21 protein-coding genes and 1 tRNA gene are annotated in these 20,294 nt (G+C 40.2%); 13 read left to right on the plus strand and 9 right to left on the minus strand.

Translation table 11 applies throughout. The features are described from left to right. The first annotated feature begins 114 nt into the window (after positions 1–114). Positions 115–858 carry a sporulation protein gene (locus AABI99_RS00295; protein ID WP_338362576.1) on the plus strand — a complete coding sequence of 248 codons (744 nt, stop codon included), beginning with the start codon at positions 115–117 and terminating at the stop codon, positions 856–858. Positions 859–917: 59 nt separating this feature from the next. After that, on the plus strand, positions 918–1,367 hold the full coding sequence (locus AABI99_RS00300) for a GNAT family N-acetyltransferase (RefSeq protein WP_338362577.1): 450 nt from the start codon (positions 918–920) through the stop codon (positions 1,365–1,367). Between the two features lie 88 nt (positions 1,368–1,455). On the opposite strand, the gene AABI99_RS00305 is transcribed toward AABI99_RS00300, so the two are convergent. The 6 genes from AABI99_RS00305 to AABI99_RS00330 form a co-directional block, all read right to left on the minus strand. Next, complete coding sequence (locus tag AABI99_RS00305; protein WP_338362578.1) at positions 1,456–2,808, minus strand: sodium-dependent transporter; 1,353 nt, start codon at positions 2,806–2,808, stop codon at positions 1,456–1,458. A 205-nt stretch (positions 2,809–3,013) separates the two neighbouring features. Continuing rightward, positions 3,014–4,306: an ATP-binding protein gene (locus tag AABI99_RS00310; RefSeq protein WP_338362579.1), complete on the minus strand. Its 1,293-nt coding sequence runs from the start codon at positions 4,304–4,306 to the stop codon at positions 3,014–3,016. A 17-nt stretch (positions 4,307–4,323) separates the two neighbouring features. Then, positions 4,324–5,031: a response regulator transcription factor gene (locus tag AABI99_RS00315; RefSeq protein ID WP_338362580.1), complete on the minus strand. Its 708-nt coding sequence runs from the start codon at positions 5,029–5,031 to the stop codon at positions 4,324–4,326. 15 nt (positions 5,032–5,046) lie between these two features. Next, positions 5,047–5,430, minus strand: a complete 384-nt coding sequence (locus AABI99_RS00320; RefSeq protein WP_338362581.1) for a DUF3019 domain-containing protein — start codon at positions 5,428–5,430, stop codon at positions 5,047–5,049. Next, positions 5,420–6,277, minus strand: a complete 858-nt coding sequence (locus AABI99_RS00325; RefSeq protein WP_338362582.1) for a MipA/OmpV family protein — start codon at positions 6,275–6,277, stop codon at positions 5,420–5,422. Before AABI99_RS00325 ends, AABI99_RS00320 begins: the two co-directional genes overlap by 11 nt. Positions 6,278–6,364: 87 nt before the next feature. Further along, positions 6,365–7,168 carry a hypothetical protein gene (locus AABI99_RS00330; RefSeq protein WP_338362583.1) on the minus strand — a complete coding sequence of 268 codons (804 nt, stop codon included), beginning with the start codon at positions 7,166–7,168 and terminating at the stop codon, positions 6,365–6,367. A gap of 115 nt (positions 7,169–7,283) precedes the next feature. Between AABI99_RS00330 and AABI99_RS00335 the strand changes: the two genes are divergently transcribed. After that, positions 7,284–8,429: a serine hydrolase domain-containing protein gene (locus AABI99_RS00335; RefSeq protein ID WP_338362584.1), complete on the plus strand. Its 1,146-nt coding sequence runs from the start codon at positions 7,284–7,286 to the stop codon at positions 8,427–8,429. 132 nt (positions 8,430–8,561) lie between these two features. On the opposite strand, the gene yhbY is transcribed toward AABI99_RS00335, so the two are convergent. Then, a complete protein-coding gene (gene yhbY / locus AABI99_RS00340; RefSeq protein WP_004587346.1) occupies positions 8,562–8,858 on the minus strand; it encodes a ribosome assembly RNA-binding protein YhbY in 297 nt (98 codons plus the stop codon). Positions 8,859–8,946: 88 nt separating this feature from the next. Between yhbY and rlmE the strand changes: the two genes are divergently transcribed. The 8 genes from rlmE to AABI99_RS00380 all read left to right on the plus strand — a co-directional run bounded on the left by rlmE (position 8,947) and on the right by AABI99_RS00380 (position 17,023). Next, a complete protein-coding gene (rlmE, locus tag AABI99_RS00345; protein ID WP_338362585.1) occupies positions 8,947–9,576 on the plus strand; it encodes a 23S rRNA (uridine(2552)-2'-O)-methyltransferase RlmE in 630 nt (209 codons plus the stop codon). A gap of 66 nt (positions 9,577–9,642) precedes the next feature. After that, on the plus strand, positions 9,643–11,586 hold the full coding sequence (ftsH, locus tag AABI99_RS00350) for an ATP-dependent zinc metalloprotease FtsH (protein WP_338362586.1): 1,944 nt from the start codon (positions 9,643–9,645) through the stop codon (positions 11,584–11,586). Positions 11,587–11,656: 70 nt separating this feature from the next. Beyond that, positions 11,657–12,502, plus strand: a complete 846-nt coding sequence (gene folP / locus AABI99_RS00355) for a dihydropteroate synthase (RefSeq protein ID WP_338362587.1) — start codon at positions 11,657–11,659, stop codon at positions 12,500–12,502. Continuing rightward, a complete protein-coding gene (glmM, locus tag AABI99_RS00360) occupies positions 12,502–13,842 on the plus strand; it encodes a phosphoglucosamine mutase (RefSeq protein WP_338362588.1) in 1,341 nt (446 codons plus the stop codon). The genes folP and glmM overlap by 1 nt, the downstream gene beginning before the upstream one ends. A gap of 80 nt (positions 13,843–13,922) precedes the next feature. Next, positions 13,923–14,672, plus strand: coding sequence for a triose-phosphate isomerase (gene tpiA, locus AABI99_RS00365; RefSeq protein ID WP_338362589.1), 750 nt, complete (start codon positions 13,923–13,925; stop codon positions 14,670–14,672). 1 nt (position 14,673) lies between these two features. After that, positions 14,674–15,021, plus strand: coding sequence for a preprotein translocase subunit SecG (secG, locus tag AABI99_RS00370; protein WP_338362590.1), 348 nt, complete (start codon positions 14,674–14,676; stop codon positions 15,019–15,021). 82 nt (positions 15,022–15,103) lie between these two features. Then, a tRNA-Leu gene (locus AABI99_RS00375) sits at positions 15,104–15,188 on the plus strand. A gap of 209 nt (positions 15,189–15,397) precedes the next feature. Continuing rightward, on the plus strand, positions 15,398–17,023 hold the full coding sequence (locus tag AABI99_RS00380; RefSeq protein WP_338362591.1) for a methyl-accepting chemotaxis protein: 1,626 nt from the start codon (positions 15,398–15,400) through the stop codon (positions 17,021–17,023). Positions 17,024–17,184: 161 nt separating this feature from the next. Here AABI99_RS00380 and AABI99_RS00385 read toward each other — a convergent pair whose 3' ends face one another. Together AABI99_RS00385 and AABI99_RS00390 are read right to left on the minus strand one after the other, a co-directional pair. Further along, a complete protein-coding gene (locus AABI99_RS00385; RefSeq protein WP_338362592.1) occupies positions 17,185–17,592 on the minus strand; it encodes a phosphate ABC transporter substrate-binding protein in 408 nt (135 codons plus the stop codon). A gap of 12 nt (positions 17,593–17,604) precedes the next feature. Next, positions 17,605–18,750: a porin gene (locus AABI99_RS00390; RefSeq protein ID WP_338362593.1), complete on the minus strand. Its 1,146-nt coding sequence runs from the start codon at positions 18,748–18,750 to the stop codon at positions 17,605–17,607. A gap of 502 nt (positions 18,751–19,252) precedes the next feature. Between AABI99_RS00390 and AABI99_RS00395 the strand changes: the two genes are divergently transcribed. Both AABI99_RS00395 and AABI99_RS00400 read left to right on the plus strand, forming a co-directional pair. Continuing rightward, entirely contained in the window at positions 19,253–19,723 is a 471-nt protein-coding gene (locus AABI99_RS00395; RefSeq protein WP_338362619.1) for a hypothetical protein, read from the plus strand. 55 nt (positions 19,724–19,778) lie between these two features. Continuing rightward, complete coding sequence (locus AABI99_RS00400) at positions 19,779–20,255, plus strand: hypothetical protein (RefSeq protein ID WP_338362594.1); 477 nt, start codon at positions 19,779–19,781, stop codon at positions 20,253–20,255. The last annotated feature ends 39 nt before the right edge of the window (positions 20,256–20,294 follow it).

Below are 20,294 nucleotides of genomic sequence, written 5' to 3' on the forward strand. Positions count from 1 at the left end.
GCATGTAAATAACACTTTTTCACTGACAATGGCTTTTAAATATGGTTAAGATGCTTTAACGAAGAAATTTAAGCTTGAGTAACACGTTGAAGTGCTCAGCTTAAGGAGACAGATATGTTTAAAAAGATTTTGGCGTCGGTTGGTATTGGCGCTGCGAAAGTAGATACAATTTTAGAAACTGAACATCTTCAACCAGGGCAACTTTTTAACGCCAATATTGTTATTACTGCAGGTGATGTGGCTCAAGAAATTACAGGGCTAGATCTATATTTGATGACACGTGTTAAGGTTGATGGCGAAGAAGGTGAATACTTTACTAATCACGTTATTGATCAATGGCGTATAACTGACATAGGCACTATCGAACCTGGAGAAGTTAGAAGTATTCCGTTTGAAGCTCGCCTTCACCCAGAGACGCCAATTACAGAGATTAATGCCGGTTATAACCAATCACATGTATGGATAGAAACGGGTCTTGATATTGATTTAGCCCTTGATCCAACAGATAAAGACCATTTGCATATATATCCGAATGAGGCTGTTAAAACCTGTATGCAAGCAATGGACAAATTAGGCTTTAGCTTATTAAAAGCTGATGTTGAGAAAGGCCATTTACGAGCACCTACTTTTCAGTCTGTTTCGGGCTGTTATCAAGAATTAGAGTACAAGCCAAATAGCCGAAGTTTGTTTGGCATTCAAGAGATTGAGTTATCTTTTGTACCTGAAGCACATAAAACACATGTGTTAATTGAGCTTGATAGAGCATTCAGAGGTGATGGTTATGTTGACTTAACCATAGAGCATGATCATGTAAATTTATCACAATTATGTGATCAATTAGAACGTTTATTTGCCTAAGTCAAAGGGTGTTTACTTATGCCCAGCTTCGTCTGGGTTTTTTATTTTTAGGATTTTATATGCCGTTTAAATGCGTACATTTTAATGCACTTGATACGCGTACTTTATTTACTATTATGCGCGGTCGCGTTGATGTATTTGTTGTAGAGCAAACTTGCCCGTATCCTGAACTCGATGATGTAGATACTCACGCCCATACTCAGCATTTATTCGCTATTGATGATAATAGGTTATTAGCATACGCCCGTTGTTATGAAAAAAGCGAAACTTACAGTGCAATAGGTCGTGTACTGGTAAGTAAAAGTGAGCGAGGTAAAGGATTAGCTACTGAGCTTGTAAAGGCTGCTATAGCATGTTGCCAAAAGCAATGGCCAGAGCGCCAAATTTATATTGGTGCGCAAACCTATTTATTAGCATTTTATCGTACTTTTGGCTTTGAAGAGGTAGGAGAGCAATACCTAGAAGATGGCATCCCTCATCAAGATATGGTGCTCAATACAGTGCGTTAATAGCTCGACAGTAAGCTTTTAAATAAGCCTCTAATCACTCTACGCTATTAAAAAGCCCACTTGTTTGTGGGCTTTTTAATGAATGTTATTAGCTCAGCACTGAGTGTAAAAACACAGCACCAATGGCGACAGGGCACACAAACTTAGTGTATATAGGCCATACTTTCCAAAATAGCGTGTTATGTACTTCAGGGTTACCTTGCTGAATTGCTTTTAGTAGTGAACCGCGGTACCAAATCCAACCAACAAAAATACAACACATTAAGCCAAGCAAAGGCTGTGCAATCTTAGTTGTTATGGTGATCACTAAACCAAATAAGCTCCCTAAGTTACATACAATAGTAATACTAACTGCGCTTATTAGTGCGCCAATTAATAAGGTTGCCTGTAGGCGAGTCATTGCAAAACGCTCTACCGTGTACGAGACTGGCGCTTCTAACATTGAAATTGATGAGGTAAGTGCCGCTATACTCATTAAAGCAAAAAATGCAAAACCAATAAATAAACCTACCGAGCCCATCCCGTCAAACAGTGCAGGTAGTACTTGAAAAACCAATGTATCTTCAGAGAGAAGTGCGCCTGTTGATGAGAAAATTTCGACACCTTGTGCCTGTGCCACATACATAGCTGGTATGATTAAAAGCCCTGCAACAAAGGCTATAAACACATCAATAAGCGTAACGTAAGCGCCGAGCGTAACGAGGTTTTCTTTTTGGCTAATATATGAGCCGTATATAATCATTACACTGGTGCCCAAAGACAAAGAGAAAAAAGCTTGGCCGAGTGCGCTGACGAGTAAATTGGCATCAAAAATAGATGAGAAATCTGGCACTAGGTAGGCTTTGAGTCCATGCATAGCACCATCTTGAGTCATAACGTAGGCAATTAGGGCAAACAAAATACCTAAAAGAGCAGGCATCAAGCGCTTAGACCATTTCTCGATACCGTTTTCTACGCCGCGACTAATGATAGCCACAGTGAGGATGATAAATATTACTGTAAAAGTTATGTTTCGTGAAAGTGATTGCTCACTTAACCAGGTTGAGGCCTGATTTGCACCAGCTAATGAAGTGATGGGTTCAATTGTGGCGCTGAGCATCCAGCCTGCCACAATAGCGTAAAAACTTAAAATAAAACCAGCACATAAAATGCCGCCAAAGCCAACAGTAAAAGCAAAGCGCTTTTGCCATGGATGTGAAGTAATTTTTGTTAAGGACGACACCGCATTAGCTTGCCCATGACGACCAATTATAAGCTCAGCCATTAGTGCAGGGTATGCTAAAAAAAATGCGAGGGCTAAGTAAGCAACTAAAAAGGCTGCACCACCATTGCTTGCTGTTTGGGTAGGGAAACCCCAAATATTACCCAGGCCAACTGCAGAGCCTGCTGCGGCCATTATAAATCCAAAGCGAGAGCTAAACTCACCTCTAACTGCGCTCATATTATTGTACTTCTCTATTTTTTGACGGCGCTGACAATCTACTGGAATTGCAAATAAATAAAAAGTACTTATTTGTCCAATCAAGACAATTATTGTTGTTAGCTATGATTTTATTGCCGCGCATTTAATTAATGTTATCAACAGGTTTAAATTAAGGAGTTGATTTTGTTTGGTAAATGTTAATTAACCCTATGTAAATTAATATTTACGAGTCATGGTGCTGAGCAATTTTAAGCATAAAGCAGGCTCCTTTGAGTTGCGTGCTTTTACTAACGTTTACACTTCCGTGATGCCAATCAGCAACCTTAGCGACAATAGCTAAACCTAAGCCATAACTTTTATCGGCACGGTTACGGTGGCTTTCTTCTCTAAAAAAAGGACTAAAAACGTTGTTAAAGTTTTCAGGTGCAATACCGGGTCCATCATCTTCAACCGTAATATATAAGTAATGCTCATCACGCTTTGCATTGATGTAAATGTTTTCTTTTGCAAAATCGCAGGCATTGCCAACTAAATTACTAATCGCCCGAGCGAGCCAATGTAGATCAGCCCAGATGATGTCATCACCACTTTCGAGTTGTACGTTTAATTGGCTGCTTTCAATTTTAGGCGACAGCTGAGTGAGTAAATCTTCAAGATAATACGATATGGTTGTTTGCGAGTAGGTAAGCTGGTTGGCATTTTGCTCAAGCGTGGCAAAAGCTAAGTAGCTTTTTAGCATCGATTCCATGTGATCGAGATCGTTTTCCATACGCACAAGATACTGCTGAATTTTGGGCGCACTCTGGCTATCTAGGGCGGCATCTAAGCCAAAGCGCAAGCACGCAATAGGAGTTCTGATATCATGGGATAAGCTTGATGCCATTAATTTGTTTTCTGCTACTAGCTTTTCAATCTGGCTTGCCATGCGATTAAATGTAAGTTCAACATCTCTAATGTAGGTAAAGTGAGAGGGTTTGATCCGCGCTTGTACATCACCGGAAGCAAATTTTTTTGCTGCATCGTTTAAAACAGTTAAGCGTTTGGCGAGCGGGGCAATAATGAAGCCCATAAAAATACATAAGCCAGCATAAAATAGCAGGGTCAAAATAATATCGTTGCGCTGATCTGCCTCAGCACCTTTATCTAAACGCATTGAAAGGTGAAAAGGCGACAGCGTTTCGCTACTGTAGAGCATGTAAAACCCTTGCTTATCTTCTAAAATGAGGCCGCTTTGAGTATGCATTTGCAGTATTAAAGAAGGCGGAAGTGCAAGCGATTCATTATTTTTGTAATCGAGTTTTACGTCAAAGTCGTTCGCTAATTGCTTTACATATGTTGGACGTTCCGAAATGGCAACATTGCTTAAATGTTTGCTAAAGCCGTTAATCATTTTGCTTTGTAGGCTAAATTCATCGTGCGGTGTTTGGGTTTGTTGGCTAAATGCATCAATTAGCCAACCCAATAAAACGATAGACAGTAGTGCGCTGCCGAGTAGGGAAATGTAAAACTTTTTCATTTAAGCAGCCATGGGCGTTATTCCCACGCCGTGGCTACAAGTAAATAACCACGTCCCCAAATTGTTTTTATTTTCTCTGGGTTTTGTGGGTCATCATGAAACTTTTTACGCAGTGCAGATATTAGCACATCAACGCTTCGATCTAGCCCATCATATTCACGACCTTTTGTTGCCTTAAACACGGCGTCACGCGAAACTACTTGGCCTGCATTACTGGCTAAATAATGAAGTAGTAGGTACTCGGCGCTCGAAATAGTGATATCTTGATTATGTAAAGTTACATTTCGTGACTGGGTATCAATACTCAATGCACCTACCTTAATTGTATTTTCGTTGTTGGCCACTTTACTCGGTTCATTACTAAGACGCAGCGCTGCTTTAATGCGTGCAAGTAGTGCACGAGGGCGTACAGGTTTCATAATGTAATCACTTGCGCCAACCTCTAAGCCTATAACTTCATCCATTTCCTCATCGCGTGCAGTCAGCATGATAATGGGTGCCGTGTAAAAGCTACGTAGCTCTCGGCAAACACTTATGCCGTCTTGGCCTGGCAACATAATATCGAGCAGTACAATATTAGGGTTTAAATTTTTTACTTGGCTTATCACTTCATCACCGCGGCGACATACATGGGTGGTATAACCTTGCTCGGTTAAATACTCGCCCACCCATTGAGCTAATGAGGCGTCATCTTCAACTAATAAAATTGTGCCGTAATTATCCATAAAGCTTCCTTAAAATTAGAACACGCGCCAGCGGCGTTTTTTTTGTCTATTTTGATAAACCCAGTGTAGTTTAACCTCTGCCGTGGCAACAACTTGGGCTGTGTTGCTATCAAACAATTCAAAAGCAATACTTTGCTTAGAGTCGAAGGTGTATTCAAATACGCCCTGTTGCTGTTTTAACCAACATTGCATTATATACTTCGATGTTGCGTCTCTTAAGCAGTAGTTACCAATGTTAGGCTGCTCCCAAGTAAGTGTAACGTCTGCATAGCAATTACGACCTTCACGAAGTGCAACACAGGTGTCAGGAAGCGCAATTAAAGGGGCTGTTTTATCTGTTGCTTTAGCAGATGAAAGAGCAGGGAAGAGCAATAATAAACAAAGCCATCTAAAATACATAACGTAGGCCTACCTTGGCTTTATGTTGATACCCTTGAGAAATAATAGGGCTGTCGTCTATTTCTTTTGAAAACCACGTTGTTAACCACCCCGATAAAAACACCCAATCTTGAGAAATAGGGTACTCAGCGTAAAACTCAAACATAATGCTGGTACTACCGCCGGGCGTATAAATAGGGCGATTATTAGTGGCTTCATCTGCATCTATACCAAAATAGTAATTGGTAAAATGAGGGGAATAAGCGCTCACTCCTACGCCAGATCTAAATTCCCAATTACGCCATGGTAAAATATGACTAAAGAAGGTGTTAAACACCCAGCCATTATGGGTACCGGTAATATCGTGCAATAATTCAAATGAAACTTGTGAGTTTTCAAAGCGGCGGGTCAACCTTAGTCCGGCATCAAAGTCGTAATTGCGCGACTTTATACCTGCAAGTTCTTCTATTACACCATGGTTATAAAACTCTAAGCCCTTTTCATCAAAGCCAGCTTGAACATTAGTGCCTAATATATCCAAGCCCCAATCAAATTTATCTATAAGACTGTAGCCCAGCACGAGGCCACCACTGAGCTGGTTTTGATCAATATCCAGGTAAAAGTTTTCATAAGAAATGGCCAGGCCTAAATCAAATTCAATGCCGTCGTCGTATGAATCTAGGCCAATTAGGTAAGAGTCTTCCACATGATAACTAGCCCCAGCGCTCCAATCCCACGCAAAGCCTTGGGTAGGCTCGAGCGTATTATCAGCATAGTATCGATTGCTTGCCTGGCTTTGAAAGCTCAAAAAACTGGCGCAAAACAATACGCTATTAATAAAAGTATGCTGTAAAAAAGCGTTTTTCATCCCTGGGGACCTAATTATTATTTGTTATTAAGCGTAGTATATTGGTAAGTGATTCCTTGAATCTGTAAAAAAATGTAGTTTTTTACGTTATTGCACTTTTATTTTGTCTATTAAAATACTGCTTAAATAATATTGCATCATAGGTGTTAACGCACTGGCCTCTGTGCGAGTACACGGGCCTTGCAATTTAGTTAAGCTGCTAAGTTTAGTAACGGTTTTAAAAGGAGGTACACTGACCTCTTTGCCTGCACGCGCTATGCGGGCTTGCTCAGTATTTTGCTGGTGGACAAATGCAGCTACTTCTAGCTCGTTTGTAATTTTTTGCTCTTGGGCAAAGCTAAATAATAATGGCTCACGGTGGAAGCTTGCGCTGTCGATAGATGATTTTGCAAACCACACCACATCCCCTGAGGCGCGGTGCGTAATGCGCATACTCACTTGTGCGAGTATAGTTGCGCATTGCTGAGTAGGGTATTGTTGCGCTACTTTAGTAAACAAAGGATAGGGATTTTCAGGTTGAGTTAACGCATATTTTGTATCGTCAGTAAATGCCAAATCTAACTGATGAATAGCTAACGTGTAATCACTATTTTTGCTATCAGTCACTTCTAAACCTTTATCGTTCAAGGCTTGTGTTATTTGTTTTAATAAAGTGTCTGTTACACTCACTTTATCGGTTGTGATACGCACTGTTTGGCCGCGGATTACTTTGTGTGCCGGTAATTGTACCGACTTAACCTTAGGTGATGCATGGTCCGTTTTGTACTCAAGCTGGTAAGTTTCGCTCTTTAATGTTGGCTTTAACGGTAAAGCCAAGGGCTCGGCCGATTGTTTGGTAATTGCACAACCTGCTGATAATAATATAAAAAGTGATACAACTATAAAACGCATAAATACTTAACATCCACTTAAAAAGCCAATAATAGCAACATTGTACGTTAGTCCTACTAAAACTTCATGATATTATGCACATAGATGTAGTTAAAAAAGTATAAAATTGTAACGAATGAAGTATCTCACTAAGTTTATGTATGTTTGGGTCGCTATTAGTTTTGCTCTGTCACTCAAAGTAGTGGCTAAAGTAGACCCTAGCTGGGATGGATTCGTAAAAAAGTATGGACGCTACGCAGAAAAAAAAATCATCAGTAAAGGTATTCCTGGCGCTGCGCTTTCGATAGTGAGTATTGGTAATGCTGATTATATCCATACTATGGGGCGTACAAAGGCAAGAAGTGGCACTAAGATAAACAGCCATACGCGTTTTAGGTTAGCCTCTGTATCAAAAACATTCGCAGGCTCACTGACGGCAAAACTTGCAAGTGAAGGGCAAATTGACTTATTTAAACCCGTGAGTGCGTATATTCCAGCCTTTAATGACACCGTTTATAAAGACAACTTAAAAGTGTTTCATTTATTAAGTCACTCTAGCGGCTTGGTACCTAATGCTTATGACAACTTAATAGAGTCAAGAATGGATTACCCTGACATTGTTGAAAAGCTATTAACAGTTAAGCCCATTTGCGAACCTGGTCAGTGTTACGGCTATCAAAATGTGATGTTTAGCTTAATTGATGATGTTATTTACAGTGGTACAAATAAAAAGTATGAGCAGTGGTTACAAGAAGGCATTTTTACACCATTAAAAATGAGTGATATTAGCTTAGGCTACGATGCAATGGTGCAAGACAAAAATTATGCACTGCCACATGTTAGAGGTAAAAAACGTTGGTACACAGCAAAACTGAAAAAAAACTACTATAAAGTTGCTCCCGCAGCAGGTGTAAACGCAAGTGCTACTGATATGGCAAAATGGCTAAAAGCGCAATTAGGGCAAAACCTAGGTGTACTTTCGTTAGACGCTTTAGCAACACAAACCCGCCCTTATACGCATACTAAAAAAGAGCGTTATAGACGCGTGTGGAAAAAGGAACTAAACGAAGCTTACTATGGGTTAGGTTGGCGTGTTTATAATTATAACGACGAAACCCTTTATTATCATAGTGGTTGGGTGCAAGGCTATCGCAGCGACTTGGTTGTTCTACCGCATTTAAACGTGGGCTTTAGCTTGATAATTAATGCAGAAACTGGCGCAATAAATGAATTAACCACTGAATTTATAGATCGTTTATTAAAATACAAACGCACTAAATAAAAACAGGCCAAGGTTAGCTCAAAAAAGCTGCGTTTTTAAATTTATTTTTAAAGCTAATGGCATAAATAAGCACATATAATAAAAAACCAGCTTAATGCTGGTTTTTTATAAAAAGCTCACTGCATAATTAACTTATGCGCGTGGCAATTGAATCTTTTTTTCTGCGCTTTGTCGATAAAGCACAACAGTGTGACCTATTGTTTGTAGCTTAGTTGCGCCGGTTTCACGAACGATTGCATCAAAAATGAGTGCTTTTGTTTCACGATCGTCAGTAGGTACTTTTACTTTAATTAATTCGTGAATTTCTAATGCACTTTGAATTTCCACTACTACGCCTTCGGTTAAACCGTTAGAACCTAGTAAAACTACAGGCTTTAGGCTATGTGCCTGGCCTTTTAAAAACTGCTTTTGTTTGTTTGATAATGTCATGTTTATACAAATTTTGCTGAATATGGCTTGAATTAAGGGTATTCTAACGCCATCTAAAGAATATTACTAATTAGTTGCGTGTTAATTTATGACAAATAAAAAACATTCAGCCAGTTCAAAGCGATGGCTGAAAGAACATTTTGATGATCAATATGTTCAGCAAGCGCAAAAAAAAGGCTGGCGCTCTCGAGCTGTTTTCAAATTAGACGAGATCCAAAATAAAGATAAACTACTTCGTCCTGGTATGACTGTGGTTGATTTAGGTGCTGCGCCTGGAAGTTGGTCACAATACTTAGCTGAAAAAGTATCTGACAAGGGTCAGGTTATTGCATGTGACATATTACCAATGGATTCACTTGCGGGGGTTGACTTTTTACAAGGCGATTTTCGCGAAGAGGCTGTACTCGATGCCTTGTTAAAACGCATTGATGGTAAAAATGTTGATGTGGTACTCTCTGACATGGCTCCAAATATGAGCGGTAATAACTCGGTAGATCAAGCCGGTAGTATGTATTTGGTAGAATTAGCACTTGATATGTGTCATCAAGTATTAAAGAAAAATGGTGCATTTGTTGTTAAAGTGTTTCAAGGTGAAGGCTTTGATCAATACTTGCAAGATGTTCGTAATAGTTTTAAAGCAGTGAAAATACGCAAACCTGATGCCTCACGTGCCCGTTCTCGGGAAGTATATATAGTAGCGACTGGCTACAAACTGTAGTACAGTTGCTTGGCGTTTAGTTGAATTTAAATTAATTGGATACAAGAGGTTAACCCCTTGAGCGATATGGCGAAAAATCTAATACTCTGGCTGGTTATTGCAGTTGTGCTAATGTCAGTATTTCAGAGCTTTAATGGTGGCGATCAAGTAGACCGCCAAACAAGTTACACTCAATTTGTAAAAGACGTGCGTAGCGGCTCTTTACAAGAGGTTATTATTGACCGTGGAACGGGAAATATTACAGGTACTAAAAGCAGTGGTGAGCGTTTTCAAACCACAATGCCAATGTACGATGAAGACCTAATCAATGATTTGCTTAAAAACGATGTCAATGTGAAAGGTGTACAACCTGAGGAACAATCGTTCTTAGCGAGCATTTTTATTTCTTGGTTCCCAATGTTGCTGCTTATAGGTGTATGGATATTCTTCATGCGTCAAATGCAAGGCGGTGGCGGTAAAGGCGCAATGTCGTTTGGCAAAAGTAAAGCGCGCCTAATGAGTGAAGATCAAGTCAAAACAACTTTTGCTGATGTAGCAGGTTGTGATGAAGCAAAAGATGACGTAACAGAGTTAGTAGACTTTTTACGTGACCCTTCTAAGTTTCAAAAACTTGGCGGTAGTATCCCTAAGGGCGTACTCATGGTAGGTCCTCCTGGTACGGGTAAAACATTACTTGCCAAAGCTGTAGCCGGTGAAGCAAAAGTACCGTTTTTCACCATTTCAGGTTCTGACTTTGTTGAAATGTTTGTTGGTGTGGGTGCATCTCGTGTACGTGACATGTTTGAGCAAGCTAAAAAAGCAGCACCGTGTATCATTTTTATAGATGAAATTGACGCTGTAGGTCGTAAACGTGGCGCTGGTATGGGCGGTGGACACGATGAGCGCGAACAAACACTAAACCAGATGCTAGTCGAAATGGATGGCTTTGAAGGCAACGAAGGGATTATCGTTATAGCAGCAACTAACCGTCCTGACGTACTAGACCCTGCATTACTTCGTCCTGGTCGTTTTGACCGTCAAGTAGTGGTTGGCTTGCCTGATATTCGTGGCCGTGAGCAAATTCTTAAAGTACATATGCGCAAAGTGCCATTAGGCGATAATGTAGAAGCGGCAGTAATTGCGCGTGGTACGCCTGGCTTCTCGGGTGCTGATTTAGCAAACCTCGTAAATGAAGCTGCATTGTATGCTGCTCGCGGTAATAAGCGTGTAGTAAGTATGGCTGAATTTGATGCTGCTAAAGATAAAATCATGATGGGTGCTGAGCGCAAGACCATGGTAATGAGTGAGCAAGAAAAAGAAATGACGGCTTACCACGAAGCAGGCCATGCCATTGTTGGACGCATGGTGCCAGAGCACGACCCAGTTTATAAAGTGTCGATTATTCCACGTGGCCGTGCCCTTGGTGTCACTATGTACCTACCTGAGCAAGACCGTGTTAGCCATTCAAAAGAGCTTCTAGAGTCAATGATTTCAAGCCTTTACGGTGGCCGAATTGCTGAAGCACTTATTTATGGTGAAGACAAAGTAACAACGGGTGCGAGTAACGACATTGAGCGTGCAACAGATATTGCACGTAAAATGGTAACGCAGTGGGGCTTGAGTGAAAAACTAGGTCCGTTACTGTACGCTGAAGATCAAAACGAGATGTACATGGGCGGTGGCGGTTCACGTTCAATGAGCATGTCTGATGAAACAGCTAAAGTAATTGATGCCGAAGTACGTTTATTCTCGGACCGAAATTATCAAAGAGCAGAAGATATATTAAAAGAAAATATTGATATTCTTCATGCGATGAAAGACGCATTAATGAAATACGAAACAATTGATGCGAAACAAATTGATGATTTAATGGCGCGTCAGCCTGTGCGTGAACCACGTGATGCTCATGACCGTTTAGACGATAAGCCAACAAAAACGGTAGCACCTCAAGAAAAGCCGGTTGATGAAAGCCAAAAACCGGATGATTCATCTAAAAAAGATGAAACAAACCTTGATGACAAAGCTGAATAATCGTTAAAATAATATGTCAAAAGCCCCGAACTTCGGGGCTTTTTTGTATCAAATGACTAAAAGGTTGGCAATGACTAACATAATAAAGCTTCCCCGAGGGCGCATCCTAAATTTAGAAAAGCCAATTGTAATGGGGATTTTAAATGTGACCCCAGATTCGTTTTCTGATGGGGGAAAGTTTTTAAATACAGACTTTGCTGTTCAGCAAGCGATGCTTATGCTAAATGAAGGGGCAACCATTTTAGATATTGGTGGGGAGTCTACGCGCCCTGGTGCGCCTGATGTGAGCTTAGAAGATGAACTAGTTCGTGTGATACCTGCCATAAAAGCCATTAGAGCTAAAAGTGACTGTATTATATCGATAGATACCAGTAAAGCGCAGGTCATGGAGCAGGCGATATTAGCTGGTGCTGATATAGTTAACGATGTAAGAGCTTTACAAGAGCCAAATGCACTCAGTACAGTGGCCAAATACCCAGATGTAGCAGTGTGCTTGATGCACATGCAAGGCCAGCCTCGCACAATGCAAAGTGCACCCACTTATACTGATTTATTAGCGCAAATTAACCACTTTTTTGAACAGCGCATAGACGCATGTAAAACAGCCGGTATTAAGAAACAGCAACTTATTCTTGACCCTGGGTTTGGTTTTGGTAAAACCCTAGAGCATAATTTTGAAATTCTTGCTAAGTTCAAGGCATTTAATAAATTTGAACTCCCGCTTTTAGCAGGTCTTTCACGCAAGTCGATGATAGGTAACTTGCTAAACAGAAAAACAGATGAGCGATTAGCGGGCAGCTTGGCCGGTGCGCTAATTGCTGCGCAAAATGGCGCAAAAATTATTCGTGTACACGATGTAAAAGAAACAGCAGATGTGCTTGGTGTACTCCAAGCTTGCGAAAAAGGAGCTTTATAATGAGCGAAAGAAAATATTTTGGTACCGATGGGGTACGTGGTTTAGTAGGTACAGCACCTATAAACCCTGAGTTTGCAATGAAATTAGGCTGGGCAGCGGGTCGAGTGTTGTCTCTCAGTGGTACAAAAAAAGTAATTATAGGTAAAGATACCCGTATATCTGGTTACATGTTAGAGACCGCACTTGAAGCAGGCTTAATTGCCGCAGGAATAGATGTCGTGCTGCTTGGCCCTATGCCGACGCCTGCTGTTGCCTATTTGGCGCAAACCTTTAGAGCCGAAGCGGGCATTGTCATTAGTGCATCGCATAACCCTTATTATGACAACGGGATTAAGTTTTTTAATGGCCAGGGTTTAAAACTGGATGACGACGTTGAGCTACAAATTGAGGCGATGCTTGATGAACCTATGACCTGTGTAGCCTCAGATAAACTTGGCAAAGCCTCGCGTCTAGTGAGTGCTGATGGCCGCTATATTGAGTTTTGCAAAAGCCAATTCCCGCAAGGCTTATCACTTGAAGGAATAAAAGTTGTGGTAGATTGTGCTAATGGCGCAACTTACCATATTGCACCTTCAGTCATGCGTGAGCTAGGCGCTGAAGTGATCACACATGCATGCGAGCCTAATGGCGTAAATATTAACCATGAATGTGGTGCTACGCACGTAGATACGCTTAAGCGTAAAGTACTCGAGCATAAAGCGGATGTAGGTATAGCATACGATGGTGATGGCGATCGTGTGATGATGGTGGATCACAACGGCCGAGTATTTGACGGTGATGATTTAGTTTACATTATTGCTTGCCAAGCCGCTGAAGATCATATGTTAGGTGGAGGCGTTGTTGGCACTGTTATGTCTAACATGGGGCTTGAGAATGCATTAAAGGCCAAAGGTATTGAATTTGCGCGCAGTAAAGTTGGCGATCGCTATGTAATGGAAATGCTGCAGCAAAAAGGATGGAAAATTGGTGGTGAAAGTTCAGGCCATGTATTAAATCTGGATTTGATCAGTACAGGTGATGGTATCATCTCAAGTCTACAGGTATTGGCGGCTATGGTGGCTCAAAATCGCACATTACAAGATTTAGGAGCTGGTTTTACGAAATACCCAATGAAAATGATTAATGTACGTTACACACCAGGCACTGACCCTACGCAAGCACCAGAAGTACAAGATGCGGTTGCACAAGTAGAGCAAGCTTTAGGAGACAAAGGGCGAGTTTTACTGCGAAAATCAGGCACTGAACCAGTAGTTCGTGTTATGGTTGAGGCAGAGCAGGAGAAATTAGTGATTGATAGTGCACAGAAAATTGCAGCAGTTGTCGAATCTATGAGCAAATAAACTGATTAAGAACAATAACCTCTTGTAACTTTGGGCGAGAAAAGTTAATATCTCGCCCGCTTTCTAATCTGGAGTGGAAAATGGCAACACGTAAAGTAATGGTCGCAGGTAACTGGAAAATGAATGGCTCTTTAGAGCTTGTTACTCAGCTGTCTGATGCTATTAACAGCGTTAAAACAAATGAAATAGATGTTGTATTGTTTCCTCCATTTCCATTAGTGTCCGCTCTTGTTGAGAAAGGTGTAACAGCAGGGTGTCAAACATTAAGCGAAAATTCACCAGGTGCGTTTACCGGTGAAGTGGATGCTCAGCTTATTAAAGACCTAGGTGCGAAATACGTACTTGTAGGTCATTCAGAGCGACGTAGTATTTACAACGAAAGTAATGCAACTGTAGCCGCAAAATTTGCACGCGCACAACAAGTTGGTCTTATTCCAGTTTTGTGTGTAGGTGAGAGTCAAAGCGAGCAAGAAAACGGTCAAACCGAACACGTAGTTGCTGCACAAATTGATGCAGTAATTGAAAAATTAGGTGTAGCAGCACTGAAAGATTCTGTGGTAGCATACGAGCCCGTTTGGGCCATAGGCACAGGTAAGACTGCATCGCCAGAACAGGCACAAGCTGTTCATAAATTTATCCGTGACAAAATTGCTTCATTAGACAGTGATTTAGCACAAGGGCTTACCATCTTGTATGGTGGTAGCGTTAACGAAAAAAATAGCGAATTATTATTTGCACAACCAGATATAGACGGCGGCCTAATTGGTGGAGCTAGTCTTAAAGCAGATTCGTTCACTGCGATCTGCAACAGTGCAAAAGGGACCGTATAAGATGTACGAAATTTTATTAGTAGTTTATTTAGTTGTAGCTTTAGCTTTAGTTGGCATGGTTTTAATCCAACAAGGTAAAGGCGCAGATATGGGTTCTTCATTTGGCGCCGGTGCCTCTGGTACAGTTTTTGGTTCGTCAGGTGCGGGAAACTTCATGACTAAAACAACAACTAGCTTAGCGACAGTGTTTTTTGTTCTAAGTATTGTTTTAGGTAACTTAACTGCCGGTCAAATTAAAAAGACCGATGAGTGGGAAAACCTTGGCGAAGCGCCTGCAGTTGAAACTGTAGCGCCAGCTGAAGAAGATGTACCTGTTACTCAACAGCAGAGCTCTGACGTACCTAACTAATTTAGTGTAAAGCTAACGTTAAACGATTTATCCTCCTCAGATAAATCATCAAGTTTAACATCAAAGCGAAAGCTTAAAAAATGCGGATGTGGTGGAATTGGTAGACACGCTACCTTGAGGGGGTAGTGCTTTCGGGCGTGGGGGTTCAAGTCCCCCCATCCGCACCAAATTAGAAAACCAGTAGCAGTAATGTTACTGGTTTTTTTATGTCTTTTGTAAGTTTTGTTTGTTTTTTAAACTAAGTCTACTCTTGTAATTTATACCTTGTATAAAAGTCGCTTTATTTGTAAAAAAAACTAGAAAAATTACAAATTTAGTTAACACTTATGGGTAATAAGCCGATAATAGGTTTAGATAATAATATAAGGTACAAACAATGGCTTCAGGCTTCTCTTTTCAAAATCTCAGCATAAGTAAAAAAATTCATGCTATAACCAGTATCGCTGTAGTCGCATTTTTAGTAATTGTTTTAATTAACTACTTTGCAATGAATGATAATAGGGCTGCACTTGATGAAATGGAAAAGTCTTCCTATCAAGTTGTTAAGCTTACTTCTGCAAATGTTAGCCTGTTGGAAAAACTCGATGAGCTTTACACGCAAGCCGTTACATTTGGTGAGCAAGAATTAGTAGAGAAAGCTGTTAATACATACAACACATTAAGCAACAACATAAGTGCGGTTGAGCGAATTAACGCTTCGTATATTCATAGCGACACAAAAGTTCAGTTAGCAAATTACGAAAAAATATCATCAAGTATTGCAAACGGCATGGTAAATGGCACGGCTGACTTTAGTAAAATTCAGCAACAAGCACAAAGAAAAACAGCGTTGTATAATGATGTGCTTGAAAAATTTAAAATCGCTCAGGTAAAAGCAGATGATCGCTTTTTTGAGTTAGTTGCAAGTACTAAAGAGCGCTCGGATCACGCACTTACATTGATGTTGGTAGTATCTATTGTGTCGTTAATTTTACTGCTATTTATGGCTATTTGGATTGCTAAGCGTATCGCAGACTCAGCAAGTGATGCTGCAAATAACCTCAGTTTACTGGCAAATGGTAAAGGATCACTGAGTACTAATCTGAGCGTAAATTCAGAAGATGAAATTGGCCAAGTATCAATTAACTTCAACTCCTTTATTGCTCTATTGAAAAAAACAGTTCTTGAGGTAATCGCGGTGTGTGAGCCTCTAATGGAAAACTCAACTCGCTTAGTGCAAGGTATGGAGCAGGCTGAGCGCGCAACCACAAAGCAAACAACTGAGGCTGAGGTGGTTAAACAGTCTATGGAAGAGATGAAGCAAAGTGTGGGTGATATTTCTCAATCGGCAGCAAGCGCATCAAACGCAGCGCAAACCGCAGAAAAAGAAGTAGAGCAGAGCAGAACACAAGTTCAAATGTCAGTTACTGCTTCGCGTACGCTCAGTGATGAAATAAACCAAGCCGCGTCTACTATCAATAAGTTAGCCGATGATACAAAAAATGTATCTCAAATTCTTAATGTCATCACCTCTATTGCTGAGCAAACTAACCTATTGGCTTTAAATGCTGCTATAGAGGCGGCTCGGGCTGGTGAACATGGTCGGGGTTTTGCTGTGGTCGCCGACGAAGTTAGGGAGCTTGCTTCACGCACTGCTCATTCAACGAATGAGATCAGAGAATTGCTAAGTACACTAACTGATGCTGCGAATGAGTCGGTAACAGCCATGACATCTGCGCGAGATATGGCTACAGATAATGCAACAGCCGCTGAAAAAACCGGTGTGTCGATAGAAAAAATTGCAGAGCAAATGCTCGAAATAAATGGTATGAACTCACAAATAGCTGCCGCAACAGAAGAGCAAACCTCCGTTGCAGCCATGGTTGTAGAAAATGTAACGAATATGCATGAATCGTTTGAAGACACTATGGATTCACTCGCTGCGGTAAGGGATGTAGCAAAAAATCTACACTACCTGTCAGATAACCTATTAGATGCGACTGCGAAGTTTAAAATTGAATAACACCAATGCGCGATAATGTTTAATTATCTTTAAGGCCCAGCTAGTGGCAAATTTGCCTTCTACTCGGTTGCTCATTTATTTAAGCGTATTTGGATAAAGCCTTAATATTTAGATATAAAAAAACCACCTAGTCGGTGGTTTTTTATATTTAGCTAACGCGCTTAAAATGTAGCAACTACCTTAACTTTATCTGTTACCTTGCTGCTGTCTATATAACCAATTGAGTCGCCATTACTAGCAACAAAATCAATAACAGCCTGATCAGAATCTAATTTCTCTGGTGGTGTACCTTTACCAGTGAAAACAAGCTTAGACCAATAGGCATTTAATTGGCTACTTGATTTACCAACTACTTTAGAATTGAATTCATCAGCCACAGCGGTACCATTTTGAGTAGCAGGGCTCACTTTATTACCGTTAGTAAATGACTTTGCTTTACCTAAGTAGATCTTTTTAATCGTATCGGCATCAAGTGTACTTGCATTACCCGGATTTACAATGACAGCTATTTCAGCAAAAGCACCGAAAGAGCAAATTGAAAGCGCACTAGCGAGGATTAATTTTTTCATTTTTTGCTCCAATTAAAATACTAAGTCTACACCAACAGCAACCACATCGGTTTCAGTATCCGTTATATCGTCTTCAAAGCGACTAAAGTCAATTTTAAAAGCTGCTGAAGGGTGGAAGTCGTAACGTGCTCCAATGGTGTAAACACTGCTCTTTGCTTTTGAGGCTTCTAATGCTGTGTTTATGCCTTCATTTAATTGTGGTACAGAAGGTAACGTGTCATAACGATCATTGTCATGTTTGTCGTCATTATTTTCATAGGTAACATGAACAAGCCATTCATCCATACGATAGCCTAATGAAGTATAATATTGTGACTGCTCTGCCAGTGCACTGTCATCTACTTCAAATTGCGTATACTCTGCATCGAATAAAACGTTGTTGTAGTCTATTGAGAAACCTACCGCGAAAAATGCACCATCGTCTTCATCTACAGCAATGTTATTTGCCTGCTCTATAAATCCTGAGCTGCGAAGAGTTGCTTCTAGACCATTAAGTGCGATGCCCGCGTCAGTGTCATTTTCAATATCAATCGTCGTTTCTGCAACAAAGTACGCTACACGCGCACTAAACCAATCGTAGCTTAATGACCAGTTAAGCCCTGCAATATCATTGAGCTCAGTGTCACCATTTACTGATACAACTGCAATATTATCCTCAAAGCCGCCATATATAACCTGAAGACTTGAATCCCAATCACCAATTTGCGAGGTGTAAAGTAAGCTAAGGCCTTCATAAGTCGAAAATGGTAGGTTATAAACGGATTGAGGAGGACGAACCCAGCGGTATGTGTAGCCTACATCAAGAAAATCAGAGTACTTATAAAATGGTACACGCATTTTACCAGCGCTTAGTTGTAGTGCGTCACTAAATTCATACGTGAGGTAGGCCCATTCAAAGTCTGCGTCAAAATCATTTTCACCTCTAGCTACTATTTGTGCAGTAGCGCTAAGTTTCTCTTGAAGGTCCGCAGAGAGTTGCAATGCAAAAATACTCTCATTTTTAAATGAGATATCATCATCATATCCGTATAGAGTTTGATCACTGTCTAGACTTTTGCCACCCACGATAGAGGCAAATCCATTTATACGAACTTCAGCGTTTGTGTAACTAGATGCAAGTGCGGCACATATTGCTACTGCTACAGATAGCTTTTTCATATGTATTTCCTATTTGTTATTTAAATGTTGATTTCAGGGGGATTATAGAAGTGATTTTAGTATTTATCTAATAATTTTAGCTAGTTAGTTAAAAAACGTGTGGTAATTTAGTTTATATTTTAGTTTACAGTTGTTAACTTAACGATGTTAGTAAAATAAAGTGACTGATTTAATTGAAGTTAAATAATATAAAACTGTTTATTTATCGATTTAAGTAATCGTGATAATTGTTTAATTGCTTGTTTACTCTTGTTTTATTCAAAGCTTTGCGTGTTTATAAACACTAAACATAGTCAATTAGCGTATGTAAACGTACTATAACAATACAACGCTTTTATTGAAGGCGAAAAAATCATTGAAATGTTTATATCAAGTAACCTACATGCTTAGTATTTATTTAGTTTTACCCCTTGTTTTGTAATCAAATAACAACTTTCTAAACCTGAATTTTAGCTTAACATTATCACTGTATTAGCAAGGTAGTTCAAAGGAAGTGACAGTGATGAAGACGCTAGCAAGGTTAGTATTATGTTGCTTTGCATCCAATGCATATAGTAACGATGAAGTAAGTATCACACTGGTAGGCTACATTTCTCCAGTGTGTGAATTTACCTCACAAAATACTAATCTAGAGTTTTCTTCAGGCGGCGTTGCTAATACTTCATTAGAGATTAACTGTAATTCGCCAATGCGAATATCAATGCAGTCACTTAATGGCGGTTTGAGTCATGAGCAAAGCACTAGAATAAGTTCATATAATATTAACTGGTCATTGGAAGGTGCCAACAAAAGTGTGTCTGTATCGGCACAGGCAACCAAATCGACATATAGCTTTAATATTGATGATATCTTATTTAATAGCATTGCTGAAATTCAGTTAACTCTTGATGAGCCCTTGATATATGCAGGAAGCTACCAGGATGTGATCCGCATAGAAATGACACCATCAGTAGTATCGGGTGGCGTGCTTTAAACGCACATTTATTTAACAAAACAAACTATATGTCACATGGATAAGGAATATAACAATGAAAAAACTAATCGTAATTTCAGCAATCGCAGCAATTTCATCTGGTTCAGCACTAGCAGAAAACTTAAACGTAGGCGGTGCGGTCGCATCCGTATGTGAAGTAAGTAATATTGCAACAACTCACTACTTTCCAGCGCTTGCGTTGGGGGATACAACAACAGTTGATTTTGACTTGAAATGTAATGATGTTGATGGTGCAACACTTACTTTAACTACTTCTGAGGGGCATCTTCAAAACGCTGATCATGAAGACAGAGGGATAGGGTACACCGCTCACTTAACAGCAGGTCCTTATGACTTTACTTTGACAGCTGATAATGGCATCAATGATCAGGGCGTTTCTCAAAGTAACGGCGGTAGTAATGCATTAGCAACGACAGGCGTCGCAGGAATGATTGACTTAGAAGTAACTCAAGAACCGGTATACGCAGGTACTTATGCTGATACTCTAATGCTGACTGTTACGGCTAATTAAAGTTAAATCAAAAGGCAGTGCATAGCCACTGCCTTTAAT

Origin of the sequence: uncultured Pseudoalteromonas sp. (assembly GCF_963922945.1) — a bacterium.
Lineage (GTDB): Bacteria > Pseudomonadota > Gammaproteobacteria > Enterobacterales > Alteromonadaceae > Pseudoalteromonas.